Source organism: Bacillus sp. BC08 (assembly GCF_054326875.1).
The window spans coordinates 440817-456436 of the sequence record NZ_JBTGPA010000031.1; the positions used below are offsets into that span (position 1 = coordinate 440817).

Genomic DNA, 15620 nt, shown 5'->3' on the forward strand with positions numbered 1-15620 from the left:
TCTCAGATTCATTCTTAATACAATTATCCATTGTATAATGATCGATTCCTTGAAGAAGGTAACAAATAATCAATAAGTGCATGAATAAGAAGAGAAAGTGATAAATTAGATGTCTTTAGGGGGATTTTGATGAATCACTTTAGAAACTATTGGTATCAACCGATGATCGCGCATGATACCAATTTTGTCCACAAAAGAAAGATGACGGCAGCAAAGAGGTTAGTCATTACAGCGTTACTCGGTTCACTTGCTGCTATTTTTCAATCGGCGGGGAACTTAATCCCTGGTATTGGCTTATTTATTAGTCCTTTTGCTACGCTACCGATTTTTCTAGCTATTTGTTATTCTATTCGCGAGGGAATGTTTTCTTATATTCTAACTATTTTCCTAATATTTATTATTGAGCCAAGTGAATTAATTGTCTTTCCTTTTACTACAGGTTTATTAGGTATAGCATTAGGAATATCTTTTATACAATTCAAGAGAAGGATTTTTGTTGTTTCCTTTTCGGCGATATGTTTACTTATAGGAATTATGGTTGTTCTTGATGTCTTTCGATTTCCTGTATTAGGTCCTACTGTTCATACAACTATGGATACCAAAATTATATTATCGATATTTATACTGAGCTTTCTATATTGTTGGATCTATGCAGGCCTTTGTAGAATAATGTTGAATAGAGTATATAAAGTATGGTCTTAACAATTTCTTATATATTTTCAAAGATTGGAGATTTAAGTCGTGTATAACGTTAAAATAAGAAGGCCAAATTCGGATGATTTAGATGAACTTAATTTGCTTTTTCGTCTTGTTATTACTCATACATTTAAAAATGAAGGGTTATCACAATTATTGGATGACATAGAAAATGAAATACATACGAAAAAGCAGTATTTGAAAAATGATTTGGAGAGTAATGGAGAAAGTCGTTACTTTTTATTAGCGATTGATACAAGTAACGATAAAATCATTGGAACAATTGAAATCGGTCCAGCGAGTACATTGATTCATAGTTGTACAGGTGGTGTTCTTAAAGATTTATATGAAATAGGAACAGTATTTGTACTACCTGAATATCAACGAAATGGCATAGGTAATGTGTTACTAAATGCAATGTATATTACATTACTTAGCAGAGGAATAACAGAATACTGTTTAGATAGTGGATACAAAAAAGCGCAAAGTATATGGACGAAGAAGTTTGGAGAGCCTAGTTATGTACTGAAGGATTATTGGGGAGAATCAAGTGATCATTTCATTTGGAAGAAAAGTTTACATGATACACCTATAATATTTGAATTATAAAATGAAATATGCCTATGAACGTAGATTTTCTTACATATGTATGCTATTATTTATCTTTATAATAAAAGAGGACGTGAATGAACTTGATTAAAATTAATATTCCTGAAGCTGATGTTTCAATTACTGAACGTAAACAAGTTATTAAAGGAGACGAGCCAATCATTACTCCAATTAATGGTTTTATCGATTTCCACTTGTTCCCTAGAGATAAAGGCGGCATTTTTATGTTTTACAATATTAATGACGAACTTCTTTTCGTAGGTAAAGCTCGTAAAATTAGACAACGTATTAAGAAGCATTTTGAAGACAATGTTTCACCAATTAAAAATCACCGTGATGAAGTATACCGCATTGATGCATGTATCGTAGAAGATCCAACAGAAAGAGAAATTTACGAAACATACATTATTAATGAATATAAAGCAAAATATAACGTTGATAAAGTGTTCTATAAATAAGTAATAAAAAAACAATCCTAGCACATATACTGGGATTGTTTTTTTATTTAAATTTAGTCCTCATATTTTTCTCCTTTTTTCAAATGATTCGCAACAATAAAGCAGCACACACCTATACAAATAAGTACAATTCCAATCGTTTTATGTTTCCCCTCAAAGAAAGGAATATCAGAAATAACATTTGTCATACATAACCCAACAAACACAAGAATAGGTCCTAACCACAGTAATATATTTCCTAATTTCGTATGTTGCCACATAGTAACCCTCCCGACCCCTTTTTACATATATATCCACAAAATGAAAGTAAATTCATAGAGAAATATAGTTTTTTTCATATCGAAAATTTAACCTTCATATATTGGTACAAGCAAACGAGAAAGGGGACTATCATGAATTGGTTAGAAGCTTTTATTTTAGGGATCATACAAGGTTTAACAGAGTTTTTGCCGATAAGTAGTACGGGTCATCTTTATTTAGGAAGACATTTGTTTCAATTAGATGAAGCTGGATTGTTTTTAGATACGATGCTGCATATTGGGACTTTGCTTGCGGTGTTTATTTATTACAAAAAAGAATTTATTTATTTAATTAAAAATCCATTTTCAAAACTAATGCTACTACTTATTGTCGGGACGATACCCGCAGTTGTAATTGGCTTGTTATTTAAAGACTTCTTTGAGGATATTTCAAAAACAGGTATTACGATTGGCTGGGAGTTTTTAGTAACAGGTTTATTTCTATATATGGCCGATAAACAAAAAAATGGTCGTAAAAAAATGGAGGACATTACATATAAAGATGCATTAATTATCGGTTCCTTTCAAGCGGCTGCTATTTTTCCGGCAATTTCTCGTTCTGGAATGACAATCGTCGCTGCATTATGGAGGAAGTTAGACCGTGAAACTGCTGCTTATTTTTCTTTCTTGTTATCAACTCCAGCTATTGTCGGAGCTATCATTTTGCAATTAGCAGATGTTTATCAAGGGAAAGCAGAATCTATTTCTAGTACATCTTTAATTGTTGGAACGTTATCAGCTGCGTTTTTTGGTTACATAGCCGTTTCATGGATGATTCAATATTTAAAACGCCACTCTTTAAAAGTATTTGCGTACTACGTATGGGGATTAGGTATTTTAATTTTAACGTTGCAATTTACGAATGTGTTTTAATGTAGTAACAATTCGTTTAGATCCTGTTTCAATTATACAAGGCAGGGTCTTTTTTCATTAAGGAGGAAAATATGTTTAATAAAGCTATCGTTATTGGCGGAAGTATCGCAGGAAAACTCGTAGCAAAAGCATTATCAACTGCTTTTAAAGAAGTAATCATTATAGAAGCTGATGAAAGATGGGATGGAAAAGCCACGAGAAATAGAGTCCCACAAAGTAATCATCCTCATGTGTTATTAAAAGGTGGAGAAAAAGCGATTGAGAAATTGTTTCCTACTATCACTAATGAATTAATTGAAGCAGGTAGTATCGTAAATAATTTTACTCGTGATATAAAATGGCATCAATTTGGTTTATGGAAACAGCAATTCATAGGAAAAGTACATATGGTTCAACAAAGTAGGTTTTTGCTTGAATGGCATATCCAAAAACGAATTGGTGATATTTCAAATGTTACCACTAAATATCGAACATTGGTTGAAGGGTTATTAGTAGATAGAAAACTCAACAGAGTATGTGGAGTAAAAACTAAATGTTTAGAGACTGGCACGCAAGAAGAAATTCAGGCAGATATTGTCGTTGATGCGAGTGGATTTGGTTCAAAAAGTATAGCGTGGTTACGCGAACACAATATCGAAGTACGAGAAGAGAAAGTGCGTATTGATTTATTTTACGCAACTAGAATGTTTAAACTTAAAGAAAATGAGAAATTAGACTGTTGTAATATGCTAATGTCTCCAAGTTTCCCTGACAATCCGTATGGTGTTCTTATTCAAACAATCGAGGATTATCGTTATTTTGTAACTTTCAGCGGGTATGCAAATGAGAAAGCACCACAAACTGATGAAGATTTTTATAATTTTGCTGAAAACCTATCAATTTCTAATGTTACAGATTTTCTAAATAAAGCAGAAGCCATTTCAGATATCAAAACGTACAAAATTCCTTATCAAGTACGTCGGCGATTTGATTTAGTGAATAATCTACCCGAAAGACTGTTAGTAGTTGGGGATGCACATTGTCGTTTTGATCCTGTATTCGGGCAAGGTGTTTCAGTTGCTGCTATGGAAGCTCACCAATTGCAGTTACTTTTACAAAGGAGACAAAAGCTTGATAAAGCATTTACACAGCAGTTTTATAAAAGGACCGCTCATATCATACAAACGCCTTGGGAAATGACTACAACGGAAATATCACGTCATCCTCAGCTAAAAAGAGAATTAACGATAAAGCAAAAATTTCAGCTATGGTATACGAAACAAATATATCAACTCTCTGCGACTGACTCTGACATTTATATTCGATTAGTAAGAGTGATGAATTTAATTCGTAGTCCATTGCACCTATTTCATCCGAAAGTACTACTTGCTGTGTTACTGAAGCGAAAGAAATAGAAGGAAAATAGTTGATTAAAAAAGAATATATAACAGTTAGTAGATATAGAAGGAGTAGTTGAGATGAAAATATACATAGAACAATTAATGAAACACGATGCGAAAGATTTATTTACGTTTGAACTTACGAATAAATCTTTTTTTGAAACAATGGTACCAAATCGTGGCTCGCAATATTATGATTTTGATTATTTTCAAAAACTACTAGATGATTTATTAATAGAACAGGCAGATGGAGATTCTTATTTTTATTTAATTCGTAATGAAGAAAAAGAAATTGTAGGACGAATAAATTTAGTAGATATAGATACGGAAACTCGAAGCAGTTCGTTAGGTTATCGAGTCGGAGAAAAGTTTACTAAAAAAGGAGTTGCAACAGCAGCTGTAAAATTAGTATTAGACGCGGCGAAAAATAATGAAATTAATGAGGTTCTTGCTAAAACAACTACTAATAATTTCGCTTCACAAATTGTACTAGAAAAAAGCGGATTTTCTTCTTATCATAACGAAGCAGATACAAATTCTGTAGAATTAAACGGGGAAGATGTGAAGTTTGTACATTATATATGGAGAAATACTTCGCGCTTATAATAAGGGGGACTTATACATGAATGATTTACGTTATCCAATTGGGCAATTTACATACAAACGTCCTATAACTGAAAAAATGATAGATACATGGATTCAAGAAATTGAAGATTTACCTAATGAACTAACAAAGGCAATTAAAGATTTAGATCAGAAGCAGTTAGACACACCGTATCGAGTTGGTGGATGGACAGTTCGTCAAGTTGTACATCACGTTGTTGATAGCCATATGAACAGCTACATACGCTTTAAATTAGCACTAACAGAAAAGAACCCAACGATTAAACCATATAAAGAAGAGAAGTGGGCCGAACTACCTGATTCTAAATTACCTGTAGATGTTTCACTAGTAATGTTAGATTCATTACATAAAAGATGGGTTAACCTTTTATATTCTCTAGAACTAGAAGATTTAGAAAAGACATTTAACCATCCGGATACTGGCGAAACAAAACTTGCTGCTGCAATTGGACTATATGCATGGCACGGACGTCATCATACAGCTCATATAACTTCATTAAGAAATCGACTAAATTGGTAACATGGAGATTACTTTAAAGAAGGCGACAGAAAATGATGCAGCAGTTTTATTTCAAATGCAAATAGACACGTTTAATCCTTTATTAAATAAATGTAAAGACTATGAAACAAATCCAGCAAATGAATCTATTGAAAAAACTATTTTAAGGATAAATAATCCTAGCAGTAACTATTATAAGATGATAATAGATTCTAACCTTGTTGGAGCAATATGTATATCCCAAAAAGAAATACCCTATAAATTTTGGATTAGTCCAATGTTCATTCATCCAAACTATCAAGGGAAAGGAATCGCTAAGAAGGTACTTATTTTAATTGAAGCGATGTTTCCAGAAGCACGGAGCTTTGAACTTGCTACGATTTTAGAAGAAGAAAGAAATTGTTGTCTATACGAAAAGATGGGGTATATAAGAACAGAAGTAATAAAGAAATTAAATAATAAAACTACACTTGTTTATTACAAAAAAGAAAGGTAAAGCATTTGAAATACGCTTTACCTTTTTATGTTATTTAAGATTAAATATACAAAATCAATGCATATTCTTCCAAAATACTCGGGTTAGTAATTTCCGAAATGAATAAACATACGAAAAGACGTTATTTTGTCGTATATGTTACTAACGCTTTTTGAATGCTTAAAACACTATCATCACCTTTAAATTCTTTCGTAATTGGCGTACTCAAACTAGATACCCAAATCTTAAGCTCAGCATCTAAATCAAAATGCCCAGCTGTTTCTATGCTAAATTGTGTAATGCTTTTATAAGGAATAGAATGATACTCAGTTTTTTTACCTGATATCCCTTGTTTATCTACTAAAATAAGACGACGATTTGTAAATACGATTAAATCACGAATTAATTTATAAGCATGTTCAACTTTCTCGTCATCTAACATAATCTTCTCTAAATCACGTTCTACACTTTCTGTACTCGCATTTGATGCATTTCCTAAAATACCGCTAAATAAACCCATAGGAAATTCCTCCTCCATTATTTGTGGATTGTGTTAATTACATTGTACCATGCAATTTACTAAGAGGTTATGACATTACTTTAGTAGTTTCTGGTTATAGTTGCAATTCATTTATATAACCTCATATATAACCTCATCTTAAAATCTTATGCTAACATGTAAGTAAGAAAAAAGAAGCAGAGGGATATAGCATGAAAAATATCGGTTTAGTATTAGAGGGCGGAGGAATGAAAGGGTTATATACTGCGGGAGTACTCGAATATTTTATGGAAAAGAACTTATATTTTCCTTATGTAGTCGGCGTATCCGCTGGAGCATGTATGGGAGCCACTTATATATCACGTCAAAAAGGGAGAAATAAGAAAGTGAATACAGAGCTCGTGTCAGATCACCGTTATATATCTTATCGGAATTTGATCCGAAAACGTGAATTATTTGGAATGGACTTTTTATTTGATGAGGTCCCTAATAATATTGTTCCATTTGATTTTCAAACATTCTTAAACTCAAGTGAACAGTTTGTTATAGGCACGACGGATTGTAATTCAGGAAAAGCAGTTTATTACAATAAAATAGAACACGGAAATGATATTTTAAAAATCATTCGTGCATCAAGTTCTGTCCCGTTTATAGCACCTGCTGTAGATTATGACAATCGAAAATTACTAGATGGAGGGATTATAGATCCTATACCGGTTTTAAAAGCACAAACGGATGGTTATGAAAAGAACGTTGTTATTATGACAAAGCCAGAAGGATATGAGAAACAGCGAAATAAATTATCTGGACTAGCTAAAATTTTATATAGAAAATATCCGAATATCGCAGAGTCTTTAGTAGAACATTATCGTTTTTATAATGAGACGATATCTTATATGAATCAAATAGAACAAAAAGACAACTTTTATGTCATTCAGCCTAGCGTACAGCTTCCTATAAGCGGAATAGAAAGAAATAAAGAAAAACTTGTCAATTTATATAACCTTGGCTATACAGATGCTCAATATCATTATGAAAAATTATTAAGTTGGATAGTGAAATAAAGGGGTGGAAAATTGCTATTAGGTAAAAAGGTTATTTTTAATGAATTGCAGAAAATGCATAGCCCGTTGCATAAACCGTTTCCGTATCGTGATACAGGAAAATTGCAGCGATATTTAAAAAGTAAATTTACCGAAGATGACTATATAAACGCTGATTTTAATCATTATTGGATGCATATAGCAGGTACTTTAAGTTCTGTAATAACTGGAAACGAACAGAACATTACGTATCAGCAAATACAATGGCTAAGGAAATCATTTTATGAATGGTTTCCACAATATCATTTTATAGAAACAGAAATTGTGAAGTATCCCGTTTTGTATAGAGATTTCATGAATTATGAGAAGACCCGAAAACTATTATTATATTATCTTACTGAATAAAAATAAAAACGTACAAGTTATGCTTCTTGTGCGTTTTTTGTTCATAAAAAATCCCTATTTATACCTTGTTTAAATAGGGATTTTTAAGTGCAGAAAGAAGTACTTATAGAATGATGTAAGAGAGGAGAGCGGGATTTAGCGATTGTTTTCCTTTAATGCATTGTCCACTCAAATAAAGTTTGTTATTTATGTTAAAATATTTCGAGTAAAATTAAGTGCTTATTTTATCAATAACAAAACGAGAAGGGACAACATTAAAATGGAAAACGTATCAAATATAGATAAATTGGAATCAATAAAATCATTACAATCAACAATTCATAAACTTGAAAATGCACTATCACAGATGACTGAAAAAGGTGCAAATACTACATTAGTAAAAAAACGACTTAAAGCCGTTTGCGTAGGTTTAGCGGTGCTAGAAAACGTGTGGAATCAAGAAAGTCACCAGTATAGTCAAGAAGAGTTAGCAGAAGCTCGAAATGTCCTTGCTGGTTTACTTCCATCAATTAAGAAGGCCTATGATAAGTCTAAAGCTGGAAGTCCTCAAAGAACACTTTTAATAAGACGGATAAAAGCATTGGAACTTTCTATTCAGGCAATTGATAAACTTTCTAATAAATAACTCACCTAAATACATAACATCCTAATCCTAAATTTTATAAAAGCAATCTAGTGAAAAGAAATACAAAGGAGGAAGATGGGTGACTTCAATAATTAGTCCTAAGTTAGAGGAGCTTTATAATCAATTAAAGAATGGAAACGAGCAAGCTTTTTATACTTTTTTGCATGAAATAAAGTCGAATAGTACGCCACTAGTAGAACAATCCCCTGTAGATAGTCAGTATAGGCTTATAACGTATATATGATTAGGGGACCGAAAAACTGAAAATGTTTATGTATTCGGTAGTTTTCCTGGTAGGGATCTGTCTGTAAATCAATTAAAACGATTGTTACAGACAGATATTTGGTATGCGACGTTTAGGACGGATAAGAGTTTTATTTCAACGTACTATTTTTCAGTAAACGATGTTTTCGAAAATGATTGGATAAAGCGTAGTGAACAGTACGAACTAGGCCAATTTAATAGAAATACATTTGGAGAAGGTGCCCATAAAGCGTCTGTGTTAAACATAGGCATGGAAGTGCAGTATAGCAGTCGTTTTCCTTCAAACCATTATCCATCTGGTAGAATTGAAACATATTCTTTTCATAGTACGATTTTAAATAACACACGTAAAATTCATATTTATACGCCTCATGATTATTCTCACACTTCATATCTTCAAGAACTTCTCATTGTATTTGATGGAAATTCATTCATTAATAACCTTTCAATTGCAAAAACACTAAATTATTTAATTTACAAAAAAGAAATCCCACTTTGTATTGCTGTTGCTATAGAACCAGTTAATCGGCTAGAAGAGCTAACTTATAACGATAAAATGAATGCATTTTTAACGGAGGAATTACTTCCATGGATTCAGGCGAAGTATCGTGTGCATCAAGAAGCGAAACATACAACAATTGCCGGTTTCAGTCTTGGTGGCTTAGCAGCTTGTTATGCAGCGCTTCAAAATCCACAAATTTTTGGGAACGTTTTGTCAATGTCTGGATCCGAACATTGGAAAAAGGATGCTTATGAAAATAAAATTTCATCTATACATTCTAATAGAACTCAACCAAATTTTTACATTGCAGCCGGAGAGATTGGAAACGAACCTCTTTTAACGGCTAATAGACGCCTATATAAAGCTTTAAAAGAAAATAGATACCAAATTACTTATGAAGAGTTCCAAGGTGGTCATGACGGCATTTGGTGGCGAGAAAAGTTATTTGACGGGTTGAAAGCTTTAAAACTTACAAAAAACACACTATAAAATAAAAAGGGGAGAGAATCTATGAATCAAGAAGAGCTAGATAAAAAACTAAAAAAACAAGAGATATTAGTAAAAGATGAGAAAGTTTGGTCCTATACGTATGAGGATCATATTAGTTCTATCGTTAAAGAAGCAGAAAAGAAAGGGTCTTTTGATAATATGCCTGGTAAAGGGAAACCTCTAAATCTAGATAAAGACCTTTCGTACAATCCTGAAAAACAACTGTATAGAACGTTAAAGAATAATCATGTTTTACCTAGGTGGATTGAGCTTTCAAAGGAAATTGATGATTTAAAAGAAAGATTAAAAGAAAATACAAATACTGCAGAAGCAGCGGATCTAATTCGAACTATTAATAAAAAGGTTTTAGAACATAACTTACTTTGTCCACCAAGTGCGCAAAAAACAAGGGTAAAAACGGACTTTTAACAATTTTCAATGAAACCATTTCTTGCTATATAATTAAGTGAGGCATTTTCAATTCATTATTAAAGGGAGGCAACTGTGATGAAGAATACGTATCAACTTCAAATTCCGAAAGAACTAGAGCAGTATCGTAGTATTTTAGAAGAGAGTGTGAAACCGTATATAAATGTGTCTGGAACATTAGCAGAGACAACGCTTTTTGAGAGTAAGTTTGGTGGTTATCCGTATTTACCTATAGATCAAGAGCATCCTAAAGATTCAAATGGACAACCTATGATGTTACTTGCGCAGCTAAACTTTGAAGAAATGCCGTACGTTGAATTTATGCCTCAAAAGGGAATGTTACAGTTTTTCGTAAGTGCTGATGATGAGCTTTTTGGAGCAGATTTTGACCATCCAACAACCCAAAAAGACTTTCGAATTATTTATCATTCTACAATTATAGAAGATTTGAATAAGGTTATTACTGATTTTAGTTATTTAAATACTTTAGAATTAGAGGACTTTATCATACCTGAAGCAGCAAAATTAAAATTTGAATTAGGTTATCAACCAGTAACACCAAGGGATTATCGATTTGAAAAGATGTTTAGTGAGGAAATTGATTGGGAAGAAATTGTTGATGAAGAAAATAATACCGAATTAGGCGAACTGTATGATGATTTATGTAAAGATCAAGGGCATAAAATTGGTGGTTATCCATTTTTCACACAGACAGATCCGAGAGAATGGGAAGAAAAATACCAGCAACATGATGTATTATTGCTGCAAATCGATACAGATGATTCATTAAATATTATGTGGGGAGATTCTGGTGTTGCTAATTTCTTTATAAAGAAAGACGATTTGTTAAATCTAGATTTTTCCAATGTTATTTATAATTGGGATTGTTATTAAAAATATATAAATGAAATACTAGCAAGGTAAAAAATCTTCCTGAAGGTAAGGGAGATTTTTTTATGTTAAAAATAAACATTATGTTAACTAGAATAAAGAACAACGTATGTAATGAAAGTCAAGCGTAAATAACAGAAACAACAACAAATAATCTAAAGTTATAAAACGTGTGTAAATAGCATTAAATCCATAAAGTAAAACATAAAATAAAATTATTGATTTATATTTTGTATAGAAATAATTTTTCTGTATAAAAATTTCTTGCCGATTAAAAATATTTTTGATTCGTTAAATCTTAATCGATAATCGCTTAAGATTTGCTGTGATGGATTTATAACAAAAAAACGATAAAAACTGTAGAAATTCGTTTAGATAAAGTTTTATGCGAATCTCACTAAAAATCTCTGTTTCGTCTCATTAAGTATAGTTTACTTGGTTTTTGATACCTGAGATTGCTTCGTTTCTTTAACTGCCTATAATATATATTATGTTAACTAACTAAAAATAATAAACTTATTATATGTTAGTTAATGTTGTTAGGCTCCCCTTTTCATTGGATTCATTCTGTGTGATCAATTGTGTGCTTATTTGTTGTTGTTTTATGAGTTGATAATGATATTGTCTCCAGATATAAATTATATTTAAGGCAATAAAAAATACAATTCGTTTTAAATGAACGCATTAAACGAATTGTATTGATATGATTACGAATAAGTTTTTAAAATTAGTTTGCTACAGCAATTGCTTCGATTTCAATTAATAAGTTATCGTTAATTAACTTTCTAACTTCTACAGCCGAACTTGCTGGTGGATTTTTAGTATCAATGTATTGATCTCGTATATCTCTAACAATGGCCATTTGAGAAATATCTGTTAAGAAAAATGTTAATTTTACTACATCATTAAATTGTAATTCCAAAGTTTCTAATGCACTTTTTATGTTTTCGAATACTTGTCGCGTTTGTGTAGCTAAATCACCAACGCCAACTATGTGACCATCAGTATTGATTGCTACTTGCCCAGATTGGTGGCATCATTTCTGGATTGATAAATTTCTTATGCAAGGTGTCTCTCTCCTTTTTTAGTAAATTAATTGTAAAATCTATGTATTTATTATGTTCCATAAATAAAACTAAGAATCCTTTAATGATTTCAAATTAAAAACCTTAGTATAGATATCTTCATACCAATACTAAGGTTTTCTAGAGTTATTTTCTTTTTGAGATATACTGACACATTGATTTTCTTTCTGTATAACACCATCTGCTGCTATAAATCCTACAATATAAGCCATATTGTTTGACCACGTTTTAAAATAATCTTCTGTTATAACATACTTTCTCTTCCAACTCCCTATAGCGCGTCTTGGTACGTTATTGTCTGTTAAAACCATACGTATATACCTAGCAGACACATTAGCAAGTATAGCGATTTCTGAGGTACTCTTCCCTTCTGCATATAGCTGCGTTATTTCAGATTTTGATAGTTTACATTTTGATTGCTTTTCTCTCTCTATTTGCACTTACATCCTCTCCTTCCAACTCTTAATTAGAGACATGCTTTCTTCTATAACATACAACGAAACGTATGTTCTTTGTTGCGTATAAGAATGAATTTACTAAATTAAAACAATTTACATTTACTTCATATTAGTTTCATCTGCTGCTATATGATTTTTATTTTATATATAAGAATAATGAATTTGACAAATTTATGAAATGTACTGTATTTAAGATGAAAGGTAAGATAATTTCGTTTACACTACAATTAGCTACAATAACAACATACGTATATTGTTAAACGTAAAAAGGAGAACGAATGAAAAAGAAATATATAAATCAAATTCATACTGATGTAAGTTTTAAACCGAAAGATATTATGGGTTTAATGACTGATTACTTTAAAATGAAATCAAAGCTGCGTCCTTTAAAAAATTTACCTATTGTTTTATCGAATAAAAATAATGAGCCTTTAGAGAGTGTGACATGGTTTGGGCACTCTGCTTCCCTTTTGAAAATAGAAGGTAAAAAATTGTTATTAGATCCGATGTTTGGAGATACATCTTCCCCATTTCCTGTCTTTACTAGTAAACGTTATAGTGGTGTTTTTTCTTTAGAACGTGAAGATCTTCAAGAAATTGATGCGATTATCATTTCTCATAATCACTATGACCATTTGAATTACAAGAGTATTATGCTGTTAAAAGATCGTGCAAAACACTTTTACGTTCCAACTGGAGTTGCGCAATATTTAATTAAATGGGGTGTTTCACCTAGCAAAATTAGTGAACATAATTGGTGGGATGAAATTATGTTTGATAATATTAAGTTGGTATGTGCTCCTGCAAGGCATTTCTCTGGACGGAGTATGACAGATAGAGATTGTTCGTTATGGTGTTCATGGCTTATTCTTGGTCAAGAGACTAGAGTTTTCTTTAGTGGCGATAGCGGTTATGCTCCTCACTTTAAGGAAATTGGTGATAAGTACGGTCCATTCGATCTTACATTGATGGAATGCGGACAATATGATCCGAGGTGGTCTGCTATTCATATGTTGCCTGAAGAGACGGTTCAAGCTCATATTGACGTGAAAGGAGATCTACTTCTTCCGATTCATTGGGGTGCTTTTACATTGGCATTACATGAATGGAGTGATCCAATTGAACGAGTTACGAAAGAAGCTAAGCGTTTAGGAGTTAAAATCGCAACGCCGCAAATTGGTGAATCGATTACGTTAAAATCTACAAACTATCCATCATCAACTTGGTGGAACGAAATCTAATTATAAATAAAAAAGAGCGAACCTTCTTATACGTGATTCGCTCTTTTTCTGTATTCTACTTGTTTGTACAGAGGTGCATTCCTGCTTTTTACAATCGAATTATATTCTCTATAGAACTATCCTACTTAATCAATTCTGCATTCCTATAATCTATTAATTTATGATTAGATAAAACAAAATTGTGCTCTAATATTAATTCATTGTGGAGTAATTCCGGTAAAAAATTAGGTATCATCTCTCCTACGCCGTAATTATAGTCACTTAGAATCCAAGAAATCTCTTTCCAGTCTAGAATGCCTTCTGAGACTTTTTTTGGCGTGTGATATGTAAATTCATTCATTACCTCTATTATATAAACATACATGCCGCCAGAATAAGAAGAGTCCTCCCATTTAATAATTCATTTAAATCGAATTTGGTCATACGTAACCTTTATATTAGTCTCTTCTTCTATTTCACGAATTGCATTTTCTAAAGGTGTTTCTCCCTTTTCAATCTTTCCTCCTACTCCATTCCACAATCCTTTTACAGGGTCATATTCTCTATTTAACATAAGTATCTCTTCATTTCTTTTTATAAAACATAAAGTATGCTTGTACATAATGTGATTCCTTCCTATGTTTTTAATAAGCTCTTACTGGTGATATAAGATGTACTGCTGCAGATTGCGTCCCTGCTTCAATTAATATTGGTCTCATAGAACCGCTGAAACTCAAAGTAACCGTTTCTTCTTTTATCGCCTTTAAAGCATCCATCATAAATCGTCCATCAAAAGATATATTTAATTCTTTTTCACCTTGAATCGCATCTATTTGTTGTGTCTCGGATATTTTCCCAATCTGAGAAGCGTTAGAAGAAATTTTCAATGTGGATGCGTCTATGATTTCTAAGTTGACATTGTTATTTGCCCATTCACTTGCTAATAAGTTTGATCGATCTACACCTTGTAAAATCTTTTTTCTATCTATATTAATGACTGTCTGAAAATCATTTGGAATTAAACTAAATATATTAGGATATTTCCCTTCAATTAGTCTTGAATATAAAGTAGCTGTGCCAAATGTAAAAATAATGTGACTTTCTGAAAGGTAGATGTATACGAATTCTGAATTACTACTCATTAATTTTAGAAGTTCATTAATAGTTGCGCTTGGTACGATACAACTTGCTTTCACATCTGTAGATATCATCGTTTCGCGTATAGCAAGTCTATGTGAATCAGTTGCTACGCAAATTAATTTATTATGATCTAACTCTAAATGAACGCCAGTAAGAACCGGTCTTGATTCATTTTTAGCTACTGCAAAGACAGTTTGTTTAAATACTTCAATTAATTGTTCTGATTCCACTTTTATTTTTGTATGACCGTCTATAAGTGGTACATTCGGAAACTCATATGCTGGAAGTCCGTTTAAGTTTAATGTAATTTCTTCTGATTGTATCGTAATGATTTGCTCATTCGTACTTTTTATTGATACATCACTTGGCATTTTCTTTATAATTTCAATGAAATATTTTGCAGGTACTACAATAGTTCCTGCTTTTACTATAGTTGTAATTTGGTCGTCTTCGTTGGAACTAGGGATGAATTTTTCAATGAAAATATTTGAATTACTTGCGATTAAAGTAATTCCAGATTGATCTGCAGTTATTTTTATACCAGATAATATAGGTATTATAGCTTTAGTAGATACAGCTTTACTTACTTCTGAAAGTGCTTGAGTGAAATATTTATGATTTACGATAAACTCCATTCTTCCCCCGCCTTACATGAAAT

The 15620-nt window shown here is 31.9% G+C and carries 16 protein-coding genes and 5 pseudogenes; 15 read left to right on the forward strand and 6 right to left on the reverse strand.

The features are described 5' to 3' along the window. The first annotated feature begins 129 nt into the window (after positions 1-129). From ACXVYO_RS12925 to ACXVYO_RS12935, 3 genes are all read left to right on the forward strand, one after another. Positions 130-702: a hypothetical protein gene (locus tag ACXVYO_RS12925; protein WP_458467332.1), complete on the forward strand. Its 573-nt coding sequence runs from the start codon at positions 130-132 to the stop codon at positions 700-702. Between the two features lie 39 nt (positions 703-741). Continuing rightward, positions 742-1305, forward strand: coding sequence for a GNAT family N-acetyltransferase (locus ACXVYO_RS12930; protein ID WP_458467333.1), 564 nt, complete (start codon positions 742-744; stop codon positions 1303-1305). 77 nt (positions 1306-1382) lie between these two features. Further along, entirely contained in the window at positions 1383-1763 is a 381-nt protein-coding gene (locus ACXVYO_RS12935) for a nucleotide excision repair endonuclease (RefSeq protein WP_001048941.1), read from the forward strand. Between the two features lie 53 nt (positions 1764-1816). Here the strand turns inward: ACXVYO_RS12935 and ACXVYO_RS12940 are convergent, their stop codons facing one another. Next, positions 1817-2023, reverse strand: coding sequence for a hypothetical protein (locus ACXVYO_RS12940; RefSeq protein ID WP_375811287.1), 207 nt, complete (start codon positions 2021-2023; stop codon positions 1817-1819). 132 nt (positions 2024-2155) lie between these two features. On the opposite strand from ACXVYO_RS12940, the gene ACXVYO_RS12945 reads away from it, so the two are divergent. From ACXVYO_RS12945 to ACXVYO_RS12965, 5 genes and pseudogenes are all read left to right on the forward strand, one after another. Continuing rightward, positions 2156-2935, forward strand: a complete 780-nt coding sequence (locus ACXVYO_RS12945) for an undecaprenyl-diphosphate phosphatase (protein WP_458467334.1) — start codon at positions 2156-2158, stop codon at positions 2933-2935. Between the two features lie 71 nt (positions 2936-3006). Then, entirely contained in the window at positions 3007-4329 is a 1323-nt protein-coding gene (locus ACXVYO_RS12950) for an FAD-dependent oxidoreductase (protein ID WP_458467335.1), read from the forward strand. A gap of 63 nt (positions 4330-4392) precedes the next feature. Next, a complete protein-coding gene (locus tag ACXVYO_RS12955; RefSeq protein ID WP_458467336.1) occupies positions 4393-4920 on the forward strand; it encodes a GNAT family N-acetyltransferase in 528 nt (175 codons plus the stop codon). A 16-nt stretch (positions 4921-4936) separates the two neighbouring features. After that, entirely contained in the window at positions 4937-5458 is a 522-nt protein-coding gene (locus ACXVYO_RS12960) for a YfiT family bacillithiol transferase (protein ID WP_458467337.1), read from the forward strand. Between the two features lies 1 nt (position 5459). Beyond that, positions 5460-5933, forward strand: a pseudogene (locus ACXVYO_RS12965) (GNAT family N-acetyltransferase); the annotation flags it as partial. Positions 5934-6054: 121 nt separating this feature from the next. On the opposite strand, the gene ACXVYO_RS12970 reads toward ACXVYO_RS12965, so the two are convergent. Beyond that, entirely contained in the window at positions 6055-6432 is a 378-nt protein-coding gene (locus ACXVYO_RS12970; protein ID WP_000522465.1) for a PH domain-containing protein, read from the reverse strand. A 191-nt stretch (positions 6433-6623) separates the two neighbouring features. On the opposite strand from ACXVYO_RS12970, the gene ACXVYO_RS12975 reads away from it, so the two are divergent. The 6 genes and pseudogenes from ACXVYO_RS12975 to ACXVYO_RS13000 all read left to right on the forward strand — a co-directional run bounded on the left by ACXVYO_RS12975 (position 6624) and on the right by ACXVYO_RS13000 (position 11062). Continuing rightward, positions 6624-7475, forward strand: a complete 852-nt coding sequence (locus ACXVYO_RS12975) for a patatin-like phospholipase family protein (protein WP_458467338.1) — start codon at positions 6624-6626, stop codon at positions 7473-7475. Positions 7476-7487: 12 nt separating this feature from the next. Further along, entirely contained in the window at positions 7488-7859 is a 372-nt protein-coding gene (locus tag ACXVYO_RS12980; protein WP_458467339.1) for a YxiJ-like family protein, read from the forward strand. Positions 7860-8118: 259 nt separating this feature from the next. Further along, the gene (locus ACXVYO_RS12985; protein ID WP_458467340.1) at positions 8119-8484 is read left to right on the forward strand and encodes a hypothetical protein; all 366 of its coding nucleotides are present in this window, start codon (positions 8119-8121) and stop codon (positions 8482-8484) included. A 79-nt stretch (positions 8485-8563) separates the two neighbouring features. Then, positions 8564-9739: pseudogene (locus ACXVYO_RS12990) on the forward strand (alpha/beta hydrolase). Positions 9740-9760: 21 nt separating this feature from the next. Continuing rightward, the gene (locus ACXVYO_RS12995; RefSeq protein ID WP_166703855.1) at positions 9761-10168 is read left to right on the forward strand and encodes a DnaJ family domain-containing protein; all 408 of its coding nucleotides are present in this window, start codon (positions 9761-9763) and stop codon (positions 10166-10168) included. A 78-nt stretch (positions 10169-10246) separates the two neighbouring features. After that, positions 10247-11062: a YwqG family protein gene (locus ACXVYO_RS13000; protein WP_458467341.1), complete on the forward strand. Its 816-nt coding sequence runs from the start codon at positions 10247-10249 to the stop codon at positions 11060-11062. Between the two features lie 724 nt (positions 11063-11786). Here the strand turns inward: ACXVYO_RS13000 and ACXVYO_RS13005 are convergent. Both ACXVYO_RS13005 and ACXVYO_RS13010 read right to left on the reverse strand, forming a co-directional pair. Beyond that, positions 11787-12126 (reverse strand): annotated as a pseudogene (locus ACXVYO_RS13005) (RidA family protein). 146 nt (positions 12127-12272) lie between these two features. Next, positions 12273-12584, reverse strand: a pseudogene (locus tag ACXVYO_RS13010) (hypothetical protein); the annotation flags it as partial. A gap of 296 nt (positions 12585-12880) precedes the next feature. On the opposite strand from ACXVYO_RS13010, the gene ACXVYO_RS13015 reads away from it, so the two are divergent. Next, positions 12881-13843, forward strand: a complete 963-nt coding sequence (locus ACXVYO_RS13015) for an MBL fold metallo-hydrolase (RefSeq protein ID WP_458467342.1) — start codon at positions 12881-12883, stop codon at positions 13841-13843. Positions 13844-13964: 121 nt separating this feature from the next. Here the strand turns inward: ACXVYO_RS13015 and ACXVYO_RS13020 are convergent. Continuing rightward, positions 13965-14444 (reverse strand): annotated as a pseudogene (locus tag ACXVYO_RS13020) (NUDIX hydrolase). 22 nt (positions 14445-14466) lie between these two features. After that, positions 14467-15597, reverse strand: a complete 1131-nt coding sequence (dnaN, locus tag ACXVYO_RS13025; protein ID WP_458467343.1) for a DNA polymerase III subunit beta — start codon at positions 15595-15597, stop codon at positions 14467-14469. Positions 15598-15620: the final 23 nt, after the last annotated feature.

Coding starts and splice junctions, on each gene's coding strand:
- ACXVYO_RS12935 (WP_001048941.1), top strand. CDS start 1,383: ATGAACTTGATTAAAATTAATATTCCTGAAGCTGATGTTTCAATTACT.
- ACXVYO_RS12975 (WP_458467338.1), top strand. CDS start 6,624: ATGAAAAATATCGGTTTAGTATTAGAGGGCGGAGGAATGAAAGGGTTA.
- ACXVYO_RS12970 (WP_000522465.1), bottom strand. CDS start 6,432: ATGGGTTTATTTAGCGGTATTTTAGGAAATGCATCAAATGCGAGTACA.
- ACXVYO_RS13015 (WP_458467342.1), top strand. CDS start 12,881: ATGAAAAAGAAATATATAAATCAAATTCATACTGATGTAAGTTTTAAA.
- ACXVYO_RS12950 (WP_458467335.1), top strand. CDS start 3,007: ATGTTTAATAAAGCTATCGTTATTGGCGGAAGTATCGCAGGAAAACTC.
- dnaN (WP_458467343.1), bottom strand. CDS start 15,597: ATGGAGTTTATCGTAAATCATAAATATTTCACTCAAGCACTTTCAGAA.
- ACXVYO_RS12925 (WP_458467332.1), top strand. CDS start 130: ATGAATCACTTTAGAAACTATTGGTATCAACCGATGATCGCGCATGAT.
- ACXVYO_RS12985 (WP_458467340.1), top strand. CDS start 8,119: ATGGAAAACGTATCAAATATAGATAAATTGGAATCAATAAAATCATTA.
- ACXVYO_RS13000 (WP_458467341.1), top strand. CDS start 10,247: ATGAAGAATACGTATCAACTTCAAATTCCGAAAGAACTAGAGCAGTAT.
- ACXVYO_RS12960 (WP_458467337.1), top strand. CDS start 4,937: ATGAATGATTTACGTTATCCAATTGGGCAATTTACATACAAACGTCCT.
- ACXVYO_RS12945 (WP_458467334.1), top strand. CDS start 2,156: ATGAATTGGTTAGAAGCTTTTATTTTAGGGATCATACAAGGTTTAACA.
- ACXVYO_RS12955 (WP_458467336.1), top strand. CDS start 4,393: ATGAAAATATACATAGAACAATTAATGAAACACGATGCGAAAGATTTA.
- ACXVYO_RS12995 (WP_166703855.1), top strand. CDS start 9,761: ATGAATCAAGAAGAGCTAGATAAAAAACTAAAAAAACAAGAGATATTA.
- ACXVYO_RS12940 (WP_375811287.1), bottom strand. CDS start 2,023: ATGTGGCAACATACGAAATTAGGAAATATATTACTGTGGTTAGGACCT.